Here is a 3,603-nt window from a genome sequence, read left to right on the forward strand (position 1 = left end):
ATAAGATACCCCAGGGTCAAAAAGTAGTGGCGTGGCAAGCTTAATTTGATGCATTAGAAACAGAGGGGGGAGTGTGGGGAGTGTGGGGCGGGGGCGCGGGGAGTGTGGGGCGGGGGCGCGGGGAGTGTGGGAATATGGGGAGCAAAAATCTATTGCACTATTTTAAGCTGGCCACGCCAGTAGTGGACTGGCACAGCTAATTTGGTGCATTAGAATCTGCCATCTCTTCCTCTTCAAACACTGGATAAAGGTGTTTAAGTTTGACTCTGGCATCCGGGGTTGAAAAATGCCAAATTACTTTACTGGCTGTTTTGTTGCGCTCTTGTTGCCAAGCTTCGTTCCTCTCTTTGCAATTTTTCTTCGACTAGAATCCTGCGGGCTAAACATTGTTTAGTTAAAATGCTCAGTTCAATCTCTGCGACATTCAACCAACTGCCATTACTTCGAGTATGATAAATTTCGAGCCGTCTAGCTTTGGCGTTGGGCTTCATCAGCAGGAAAAGCTTCATACAGAGAGGCAATCCGCATGAGTATTAAGATTATCACAGATTAACTTAACTTTACGAGCATCAGGATAGTCCACATCCAGTAATTGGCGAATTTCTTCAGCCCAATCACTCGCGAGCTCGGTGCTCTCGGTTGCTAACCCGCCGCCATCCAGCATGATTTGTCAAAAAACCTAAACAGGGCTTGTGTTCCTTCACGAGTGTAGTGATAATCTTCTTTGGCATCTTGAGAATTGTTGCATTTTTATCGGTTCGTAGACATGATCTTGGAGTTGTACTGATGCTTCATCCATACAAATCAAAGGCTCATCGGTCGAATGTAAGCAACAGTAAAGGTCTAAAACTACCTCCATCTGGGCGACAAATCTCGCCAAATCTCGTTCCGGAATACAAAACCGTTCTACTTTCTTTGGACTTGCTGGTTTTTTTTAATGTGCGACGTACAGTTTCACGGGAAATTTCGGTGACAATTCTTCGTTTTTTCAGTTCTGATGTTAGGAGTCATTTCGTCCAATCTGCCCTACCATCTGGCGGGTCGAACAGAGGGCGATAATTTGTGCTTCTTGTTCTCCATCTATTAATGGAGGAGTTGGCGGAATTTTTCTCAGCTTTCGATTTAGCGCTGGTTCAACTCCATAGCTGAGAAATCTTTTTCTAATACGTCCTACCGTGTTTCGATGAATATTTAAGGCTTCGGCAATCTCTCCATCTGTCCATTTTTTCTATGTCAGTTCGCCTTCATCACACATCAACAGAACTCTGGCATGGAGAATTTTCGGGAGCAGGCGCATAACCATTACGACTGATTTTTTCGAGTCTTTGTCTTTGTTCTATTTCCAGAAGTACTTTATCTCGACGACCTCTTCCCATTTTACTGACCTCGAATATCTAGCATTCTATTACACTATTTTAGCTGTGCCAGTCCAGTAGGGTGTGTTAGGGGCCTCACAGGGGTAGGTTTTTTACATTAAGGTCAAACATGGGGCGACCCAGAGGGAGAGGAAAAGGAAAACAACGAAAAAGCGGCGCTGCATCGCTTTCTTATCCCCCACACCCCACACCCCACACCCCACACCCCACACCTGAGGTCTTTGTAAAAAACCTACCCTTATGAGGTGTTAGGGGCGCGCCTTGTCATCATATTCAACGTCGTAGCCAGTAGCCCCGTAACGCACCACCACAAGGGTTGCCCTGATTTTCCGCCTCTTCGCGCCTGGTTGGGACAGCCCGCCCGGAAATAATGGTCACGGGCAAGATGCCCATTCCACCAGATGCCCATCATGGTCACGGGCAAGATGCCCATTCCACCAGATGCCCATCATGGTCACGGGCAAGATGCCCATTCCACCAGATGCCCATTCCACAGAGATAATTGTGATTTTTTGGTGCCATTATGGAAGTAGCTCCTACTTGGTTGGGAGGAAAGCCGCGCTGGGGATGGTTAAGAGGCATATCCAGCGCGGTTATTAGTTTCAGTCGTCACCTTTTATACTATACATAAATAATCGGAAAAATGCAAGGAAAAAATATTTTTTTTACATTTATTTACAAATATTTGATTTTGCAAATTTTATACTCAGTTATGTGTAAAAATTTGTATTTTTTTGGTTAGATTAGCAGTTAAATATTACCTGATAATTTGGTCTTTATTTAATGTCATAGTTAGGTAGGGTGGGCAGTGCTTGAAACCAATAATAACAGTTAGTGATCGCATTACTAGGCACTGCCCACCAACGAAAAAATTAGCTAGCGATCGCATTACTAGGCACTGCCCACCAACGAAAAAATTAGCTAGCGATCGCATTACTAGGCACTGCCCACCCTACGATTATCAATTTTGTACTGAACGATAAGAGAAACTAGCTTGTTTTAGCATTGATTTAAGTTATCTTATTTTCTTGGGCATTTAATTATTTTGGAAAAGTTATAGCGGTTTATATTCTAATGAGGTACAAATAATTTTCACCCTCTTGCCTCTTGCCTCTTGCCTCTTGCCTCTTACCTATTATCTGTTCCCTGTTCCCTGTTACCTGTTCCCTGTTCCCTCAAAAAATGTACCTCACCTAATTTAAAACCGCTATACATCTTCATACAAAGCCTCAATACTAGTACGAAAATCCACACTTTCTAGATGAATCTCACTACCTGGATCATAAAATTGTAATGTCCAAATTCCCTGGGCATTACGGCGGAAGCAGTCTAGACGTTGATGGTCTTGGCTAATTAGGACATATTCGACCAATGTGTCTAATTTTTGATAGTCATAAAATTTGTTCCCCCGGTCAAAGGCTTCGGTTTTGGGAGATAAAACTTCGACAATTAAACAAGGATATTTTTTATAATTTTTCAATTCTCGATCTCTGACATCGCCAGTTACCATAACATCGGGATAGTAATAACTATTGGCGGCTTCAATATACGCTTTCATATCTGCCATATAAACCCGACAACCAGTGCCTCTGACATGATTTCTTAACAGTGCAAATAAGTTACCGGCAATAGTAACATGGGCATCACTGGCTCCAGCCATGGCATAGATTTCTCCATCACTATACTCGTGTTTGATGGGACTTTCTTCTTCTTGAGATAGATAGTCTTCTTGGGAAATGTAATTGGGGCTTTTATCAGCAATCATGATGGGTTCAAGATAGTGACTCTATTAGTATAGAACAAAGGGAATAGGGAATAGGGAATAGGGAATAGGGAGTAGGGAGTAGGGAGTAGGGAGTAGGGAGTAGGGCACAAAAATTATCATAATTACTACACGGATTACTCAAAATAATTTGGGATTATTTTTATTTTTTTCTGTCTACATGACAGCGCATATTAATGCACATTATACTTGGCTATATATAAGTAAAATGCTGTGCGATCGCACCGCCAATTTGTTATAATCATAGTTATAATTATAACAGTTTAACGATGACACTCACTACTGATCCAGAACCGAACCACAATCAAGATCCAGAGCCGACATTAACTGATGTAATCCGAAAACTTGATGAGCTTTCAGATGAAGTGAAAAAGTTTGATGAAAGATTTAGCAATTACCAACAAGCCACACAATGGGTGATTCAGTTAGCTTTTGGCTTAATTG

Annotated in this window: 2 protein-coding genes and 1 pseudogene; 1 reads left to right on the plus strand and 2 read right to left on the minus strand. The window is 42.2% G+C overall.

All coding sequences use genetic code 11. The features are described from left to right. Positions 1-196: 196 nt before the first annotated feature. Positions 197-1,376 (minus strand): annotated as a pseudogene (locus tag F6K57_RS39795) (IS630 family transposase). Positions 1,377-2,188: 812 nt separating this feature from the next. On the opposite strand from F6K57_RS39795, the gene F6K57_RS39800 reads away from it, so the two are divergent. Further along, positions 2,189-2,359, plus strand: coding sequence for a hypothetical protein (locus tag F6K57_RS39800; RefSeq protein ID WP_293074325.1), 171 nt, complete (start codon positions 2,189-2,191; stop codon positions 2,357-2,359). A 224-nt stretch (positions 2,360-2,583) separates the two neighbouring features. Here F6K57_RS39800 and F6K57_RS39805 read toward each other — a convergent pair whose 3' ends face one another. Then, positions 2,584-3,141, minus strand: a complete 558-nt coding sequence (locus F6K57_RS39805) for a Uma2 family endonuclease (RefSeq protein ID WP_293074328.1) — start codon at positions 3,139-3,141, stop codon at positions 2,584-2,586. Positions 3,142-3,603 lie beyond the last annotated feature (462 nt).

It is taken from the genome of Moorena sp. SIO4A5 (genome assembly GCF_010672005.1).
Lineage (GTDB): Bacteria > Cyanobacteriota > Cyanobacteriia > Cyanobacteriales > Coleofasciculaceae > Moorena.